7 protein-coding genes are annotated in these 7330 nt (G+C 70.4%); all 7 read left to right on the forward strand.

Annotated elements, in window-relative coordinates; translation table 11 throughout:
- Window positions 1-154: 154 nt before the first annotated feature.
- Complete coding sequence (gene rimP, locus ACIBKX_RS29740; RefSeq protein ID WP_363273484.1) at window positions 155-652, forward strand: ribosome maturation factor RimP; 498 nt, start codon at window positions 155-157, stop codon at window positions 650-652.
- A 2-nt stretch (window positions 653-654) separates the two neighbouring features.
- Entirely contained in the window at window positions 655-1653 is a 999-nt protein-coding gene (gene nusA / locus ACIBKX_RS29745) for a transcription termination factor NusA (protein WP_363273483.1), read from the forward strand.
- Window positions 1654-1768: 115 nt separating this feature from the next.
- Window positions 1769-2059 carry a YlxR family protein gene (locus ACIBKX_RS29750; protein WP_363273481.1) on the forward strand — a complete coding sequence of 97 codons (291 nt, stop codon included), beginning with the start codon at window positions 1769-1771 and terminating at the stop codon, window positions 2057-2059.
- Between the two features lie 145 nt (window positions 2060-2204).
- Window positions 2205-5312 carry a translation initiation factor IF-2 gene (gene infB / locus ACIBKX_RS29755; protein ID WP_363273480.1) on the forward strand — a complete coding sequence of 1036 codons (3108 nt, stop codon included), beginning with the start codon at window positions 2205-2207 and terminating at the stop codon, window positions 5310-5312.
- Window positions 5313-5451: 139 nt separating this feature from the next.
- Window positions 5452-5745 (forward strand): DUF503 domain-containing protein, encoded by a 294-nt coding sequence (locus ACIBKX_RS29760; RefSeq protein WP_363273479.1) that lies wholly within the window; start codon window positions 5452-5454, stop codon window positions 5743-5745.
- 32 nt (window positions 5746-5777) lie between these two features.
- The gene (gene rbfA / locus ACIBKX_RS29765; protein WP_363273478.1) at window positions 5778-6239 is read left to right on the forward strand and encodes a 30S ribosome-binding factor RbfA; all 462 of its coding nucleotides are present in this window, start codon (window positions 5778-5780) and stop codon (window positions 6237-6239) included.
- Window positions 6236-7153, forward strand: a complete 918-nt coding sequence (truB, locus tag ACIBKX_RS29770; protein WP_363273477.1) for a tRNA pseudouridine(55) synthase TruB — start codon at window positions 6236-6238, stop codon at window positions 7151-7153. Before rbfA ends, truB begins: the two co-directional genes overlap by 4 nt.
- Window positions 7154-7330: the final 177 nt, after the last annotated feature.

The raw sequence follows: 7330 nt of genomic DNA on the forward strand, positions 1-7330 counted from the left end.
CCGGTACCGCGACGGGACGACAACAGGGCTACAACGGTGCGACAACCGGCTGACGGGGGCCACCGGCGGGCGGCAACACCCTTCGGGACCGGATACCCTTTGACCTGACACGCGACGATCCCACAACAGCACACGCGGCCGAGGAGTCACCCGGATGAGCACCACCCAGAGCGAGAGGCTGCGAGAACTGCTGGAACCGCTCGTCAGCTCGAAGGAACTGGATCTCGAAGAGATCGAAGTGGCCTCGGTCGGACGCAAGCGAGTGCTGCGCGTCGTCATCGACTCCGACGACGGCGTGGACCTGGATCAGATCGCCGAGATCAGCCGCGAGTTCTCCGAGAAGCTCGACGAGGGCGACGCGATGGGCGACGGGGAGTACACCCTCGAAGTCGGCTCCCCGGGCGCGGAGCGCCCGCTGACGGAGCACCGCCACTATCTGCGTGCCGCCGGGCGTCTCGTGAAGTTCCAGTTGGCCGAGGGCGGCGAGCTGATCGCCCGCATCCTCGAGGTGGACGACGAGGGCGTGGATCTGGAAGTACCGGGCGTGAAGGGGCGCAAGCCCACCGCCCGCAGGCTCACCTTCGACGAGATCGCCAAGGCGCGCGTCGAGGTCGAGTTCAACCGCAAGGACAAGAAGGAAGAGGAGGCGTAGCCGTGGACATCGACATGAGTGCCCTGCGGGGTCTGGTCCGGGAGAAGGAGATCTCCTTCGACCTGCTGGTCGAGGCGATCGAGTCGGCCCTCCTCATCGCCTACCACCGCACCGACGGCAGCTTCCGCCGCGCGCGCGTGAAGCTGGACCGCGAGAGCGGCCATGTGACGGTCTGGGCGACGGAGGACCCGGCAGACCTCGAAGAGGGCCAGGAGCCCAAGGAGTTCGACGACACCCCGTCCGACTTCGGCCGGATCGCCGCGACGACGGCCAAGCAGGTCATCCTGCAGCGCCTGCGCGACGCCGAGGACGACGCGACGCTCGGGGAGTACGCGGGCCGTGAGGGCGACATCGTCACGGGCGTCGTCCAGCAGGGCCGCGACCCGAAGAACGTGCTCGTCGACATCGGCAAGCTGGAAGCGATCCTGCCGGTGCAGGAGCAGGTGCCGGGCGAGGAGTACCCGCACGGGATGCGCCTTCGTTCGTACGTCGTCCGGGTGGCGAAGGGCGTCCGCGGCCCCTCCGTGACGCTGTCCCGTACGCACCCGAACCTGGTCAAGAAGCTCTTCGCGCTCGAGGTGCCGGAGATCGCCGACGGGTCGGTCGAGATCTCGGCCATCGCCCGCGAGGCCGGTCACCGGACCAAGATCGCGGTGCGCTCCACCCGCTCCGGGCTCAACGCCAAGGGCGCCTGCATCGGTCCGATGGGCCAGCGCGTGCGCAATGTCATGGCGGAGCTCAACGGCGAGAAGATCGACATCGTCGACTGGTCGGACGACCCGGGCGAGATGGTCGCGCACGCGCTCTCCCCGGCACGGGTCAGCAAGGTGGAGATCGTCGACCTCGCGGCCCGCTCCGCACGGGTGACGGTGCCCGACTACCAGCTCTCCCTCGCGATCGGCAAGGAGGGGCAGAACGCCCGCCTGGCCGCGCGGCTCACGGGCTGGCGGATCGACATCCGTCCGGACACCGAGCAGCCCCAGGACTCCGCCGAGTCCTGAGCGTGCACGGAGCGCGTGTAACGAGCACGTGTACTGAGCACGTACTGATCAAGACAACAACCGTTCGATTTTTGCCCCAAAGGGGTGAGGTCGGTGCGGGGAGGTAGACTTAATCGTGTCTGGCCGGACGCAAGCCCGCGCATGCCCTGAGCGCACCTGTGTGGGGTGTCGGGAGCGAGCGGCCAAGAGCGATCTGCTGCGCATCGTGGCGAAAAAGGACGCCTGCGTCCCCGATCCAAGCGGTACGCTGCCCGGCCGGGGTGCGTATGTACACCCCGTCCCGGTCTGTCTCGACCTGGCGGTCCGCCGCCGGGCGTTCCCGAGGGCCTTTCGAGCCCCGGGTCCGCTCGACACGGCGGAGTTGCGCCGAGTCGTCGAGTCGGTTGCCCAGCAGGCAACACCGTAAGGAAGGTCGCGCGGAACCCCGCGCGGCCCTGGTACCCCGCGAGTTGGAAGTAGGTCGAGATTGCGATGAGCACTCGATGAGCACGCGATGAGTACGCCCATGAAGTAGCGACGGTCCGGCGTAACCCGGACCTAAAAGGAGCGAAGTGGCTAAGGTCCGGGTATACGAGCTCGCCAAGGAGTTCGGCGTAGAGAGCAAGGTCGTCATGGCCAAGCTCCAAGAACTCGGTGAATTCGTACGTTCGGCGTCCTCGACGATCGAGGCGCCCGTAGTACGCAAACTGACTGACGCATTGCAGCAGGGTGGCAACGGCAAGCCCGCCGCCGCCAAGCCGGGGGCGCCGCGCAAGGCCGCCCCCAAGCCGAGCCCCGCGGCTCCGGCTGCCCCCTCTCCCGCGCAGGCCGCCCGTCCGGGTCCGGCCGCGCCCAAGCCGCCGGCGCCCAAGCCCGCCGCCGCGGCCGACAAGCCTGCCCCGGCGACGCCCGGCCCGCGCCCCGGCCCCAAGCCGCCGGCGCCCAAGCCGGCCCCCGCCGCCCCGGCGGCCCCGGTCACCCCGGCAGCGCCGGCCGCCCCGGAGTTCACCGCTCCGCCGGCCGCGACGCCGGCTCCGGCAGCCCCGCGTCCGGGCGCCCGTCCGGGTGCCCCGAAGCCCGGTGGCCGTCCGGCCCCCGGCCAGGGCCAGGGTGGTCAGGGCCAGGGCGGTCGTGGCGACCGTCCGGAGCGCGCCCCGCGTCCCGGCGGCCAGGGTGGCGCCCCGCGTCCCGGCGGCCGTCCGGCCGGACCCCGTCCGGGCAACAACCCCTTCACCTCTGGTGGCTCCACCGGCATGGCGCGCCCGCAGGCGCCCCGTCCGGGCGGTGCCCCGCGCCCCGGCGGCCAGGGCGGCCCCGGTGGTCCCGGCGGCGCCCCGCGTCCGCAGGGCGGTCAGGGCGGCCCCGGTGGCGCTCCCCGTCCGCAGGGTCAGGGCGGCGCCCGTCCGACCCCGGGCGGCATGCCCCGTCCGCAGGCCCCGCGTCCCGGCGGCGGCCCCGCCGGTAACCGTCCGAACCCGGGCATGATGCCGCAGCGTCCCGCTGCCGGCCCGCGTCCCGGTGGTGGCCCCGGCGGTGGCCGTGGTCCCGGCGGCGGCGGTCGTCCGGGTGGCGGCGGTCGTCCCGGTGGCGGCGGCTTCGCGGGCCGTCCCGGTGGCGGTGGCGGCGGCGGCTTCGCCGGTCGTCCCGGCGGTCCCGGTGGCGGCGGCGGTGCCGGTCGTCCCGGTGGTGGCGGCGGCTTCGGCGGTCGTCCCGGCTTCGGCGGTCGTCCCGGTGGTCCGGGTGGCCGTGGTGGAACGCAGGGCGCCTTCGGCCGTCCCGGCGGTCCCGCGCGTCGTGGTCGCAAGTCGAAGCGGCAGAGGCGCCAGGAGTACGAGGCCATGCAGGCCCCGTCGGTCGGCGGCGTGATGCTGCCTCGCGGCAACGGCGAGACCGTTCGCCTGTCGCGCGGTGCTTCGCTCACCGACTTCGCGGAGAAGATCAACGCCAACCCGGCGTCGCTCGTCGCGGTCATGATGAACCTCGGCGAGATGGTCACCGCGACCCAGTCCGTCTCGGACGACACGCTGGAAATGCTGGCGACCGAGATGAACTACGTCGTCCAGATCGTCAGCCCGGAGGAGGAGGACCGCGAGCTTCTCGAGTCCTTCGACATCGAGTTCGGCGAGGACGAGGGCGGCGAAGAGGCCCTCATCGCCCGTCCGCCGGTAGTGACCGTCATGGGTCACGTCGACCACGGCAAGACCCGCCTCCTCGACGCCATTCGCAAGACGAACGTCGTCGCGGGCGAGGCCGGTGGCATCACCCAGCACATCGGTGCCTACCAGGTCGCCACGGACGTGAACGGCGAAGAGCGCGCCATCACCTTCATCGACACCCCCGGTCACGAGGCGTTCACCGCCATGCGTGCCCGTGGTGCGAAGTCCACCGACATCGCGATCCTCGTGGTCGCGGCCAACGACGGTGTGATGCCGCAGACGATCGAGGCGCTGAACCACGCCAAGGCGGCCGACGTGCCGATCGTGGTCGCGGTCAACAAGATCGACGTCGAGGGTGCCGACCCGACCAAGGTGCGCGGTCAGCTCACCGAGTTCGGTCTGGTGGCCGAGGAGTACGGCGGCGACACGATGTTCGTCGACATCTCCGCCAAGCAGGGCCTGAACATCGACAGCCTCCTCGAGGCCGTGGTCCTGACCGCGGACGCCTCGCTCGACCTGCGGGCCAACCCGGAGCAGGACGCGCAGGGTATTGCGATCGAGGCCCACCTCGACAAGGGCCGCGGCGCCGTCGCGACCGTCCTCGTCCAGCGCGGTACCCTCCGCGTCGGCGACACCATGGTCGCCGGTGACGCCTACGGCCGCGTCCGCGCGATGCTCGACGACAAGGGCGAGAACGTGGAAGAGGCGGGTCCGTCGACCCCGGTCCTCGTCCTCGGTCTCACCAACGTCCCGGGCGCCGGCGACAACTTCCTGGTCGTCGACGAGGACCGTACGGCCCGTCAGATCGCCGAGAAGCGTGCCGCCCGTGAGCGCAACGCCGCGTTCGCCAAGCGCGTGCGCCGTGTCTCGCTCGAGGACCTGGACAAGGTGCTCAAGGCCGGCGAGATCCAGCAGCTCAACCTCATCATCAAGGGTGACGCTTCTGGTTCCGTCGAGGCTCTCGAGTCCTCCCTGCTCCAGCTGGACGTCGGCGAGGAGGTCGACATCCGCGTCCTGCACCGCGGTGTGGGTGCGGTCACCGAGTCGGACATCGACCTGGCGATGGGCTCCGACGCCATCGTCATCGGCTTCAACGTCCGTGCGGCCGGCCGTGCCGCGCAGATGGCGGAGCGCGAGGGCGTCGACGTCCGCTACTACTCGGTGATCTACCAGGCCATCGAGGAGATCGAGGCGGCCCTCAAGGGCATGCTCAAGCCGGAGTACGAGGAGGTCGAGCTCGGCACCGCGGAGATCCGCGAGGTCTTCCGCTCGTCCAAGCTCGGCAACATCGCGGGTGTGCTCATCCGCTCCGGCGAGGTCAAGCGCAACACGAAGGCCCGGCTCGTCCGCGACGGCAAGGTCATCGCGGAGGACCTCAACATCCAGGGTCTGCGCCGCTTCAAGGACGACGTCACCGAGATCCGCGAAGGGTTCGAGGGCGGTATCAACCTCGGCAACTTCAACGACATCAAGATCGACGACGTCATCGCGACGTACGAGATGCGCGAGAAGCCGCGAGGCTGATCACCGCAGCTCTTGTCGGGGCCGGTCGAGGGGAGGTAAATCCCGTCGATCGGCCCCGGCCGTTCCGTGTACGGTTCTTGTGTCCCTGCCAAGTGGTTGGCGGGGCACGAACCCGAACCGGCGGGACATCCGGACATACATGTATGTGGGGACACTGTCCTTCGATCTGCTCCTCGGCGATGTTCACTCGCTGAAGGAGAAACGCTCCGTCGTGCGCCCGATAGTCGCCGAACTCCAACGCAAGTACGCGGTGAGTGTGGCGGAGACCGGGAACCAGGACCTCCATCGCAGGGCCGAGATCGGCCTGGCGCTGGTCTCCGGGGAGACGGGGCACCTCACGGAAGTACTGGACCGGTGCGAGCGCCTGGTCGCCGCCCGTCCCGAGGTGGAGCTGCTCTCCGTTCGACGCAGGCTCCACAGCGACGAAGACTGATTGCACAGCAAGGCGAAGAAGGAGACGGAGCAGTGGCCGACAACGCGCGGGCGAAAAGGCTGGCGGACCTCATCCGAGAGGTGGTTGCCCAGAAGCTGCAGCGCGGGATCAAGGACCCGCGGCTCGGTACGCATGTGACCATCACGGACACCCGGGTCACGGGTGACCTGCGGGAGGCGACCGTCTTCTACACGGTCTACGGGGACGACGAGGACCGTGCGGCGGCCGCCGCGGGCCTGGAGAGCGCCAAGGGCGTCCTCCGTTCGGCGGTCGGCCAGGCTGCGGGCGTGAAGTTCACGCCGAGCCTCGCCTTCGTGGCGGACGCCCTGCCGGACAACGCGCGGGCGATCGAGGACCTCCTCGACAAGGCGCGGATCTCGGACGAGAAGGTGCGCGAGGTGTCCGCGGGCGCGAAGTTCGCCGGCGACGCCGACCCGTACAAGAAGCCCGAGGACGAGTCCGACGAAGAAACGGACGGCGACGCCCGAGCATGAGCAGCACCAGCAACAAGACGCCGGACGGCCTTGTCATCGTCGACAAGCCGTCCGGCTTCACTTCGCATGACGTGGTCGCCAAGATGCGCGGGATCGCCAAGACCCGCCGCGTCGGCCACGCGGGCACCCTCGACCCCATGGCGACCGGTGTCCTGGTCCTCGGCGTCGAGCGGGCCACCAAGCTCCTCGGCCATCTCGCGCTGACGGAGAAGGAGTACCTCGGCACGATCCGGCTCGGCCAGAACACGATCACGGACGACGCCGAGGGCGAGATCACCTCGTCCGCCGGTCCTTTGGGGGCCTCGCGGATCAAGCGGGACGCCATCGACGCGGGGATCGCCAAACTGTCCGGCGACATCATGCAGGTGCCGTCGAAGGTCAGCGCCATCAAGATCGACGGCAAGCGGTCGTACGCGCGGGCCCGCAAGGGCGAGGACTTCGAGATCCCGGCCCGCCCGGTGAAGATCTCCGCCTTCACCGTGTACGACGTCAGGGACGCCGTCGCGGAAGACGGCACGCCGGTCCTCGACCTGGTCGTCTCCGTGGTCTGCTCGTCCGGGACGTACATCCGCGCCCTGGCCCGCGACCTGGGCGCCGACCTCGGCGTCGGCGGCCACCTCACGGCACTGCGGCGCACCCGCGTCGGGCCGTACAAGCTCGACTCCGCGAGGACCATCGAGCAGCTCCAGGAGGAGCTGACGGTGATGCCGGTGGCGGACGCGGCGGCCGCCGCGTTCCCCCGCTGGGACGTGGACGAGAAGCGGGCGAAGCTGCTGCTCAACGGCGTACGGATCGAGATGCCGAACGAGTACGCGGGTGTGGGCGCTGTCGCCGTCTTCGACCCCGAGGGCCGGTTCCTGGTCCTGGCCGAGGAACTCAAGGGCAAGGCCAAGAGCCTGGCGGTCTTCGCCTGAGGCTGTTCGGGGGGCTGATGCCCCTGTCGGCCCTCGTCGTGGCCCTCTTCGTGGGGGGGGGGGCGGGGGGGGCCCCCCCCCCGCCCCCCCCCCCCCCCCACGGGTTTACAAAAACCCCCCCCCCGTCACCCCCAAACGCCAGCGGGCCGCGTTGAACCACGGGGGGGGACGGGGGGC

Source organism: Streptomyces sp. NPDC050658, from assembly GCF_044457025.1.
In the GTDB taxonomy this organism is placed as follows: Bacteria; Actinomycetota; Actinomycetes; order Streptomycetales; family Streptomycetaceae; genus Streptomyces.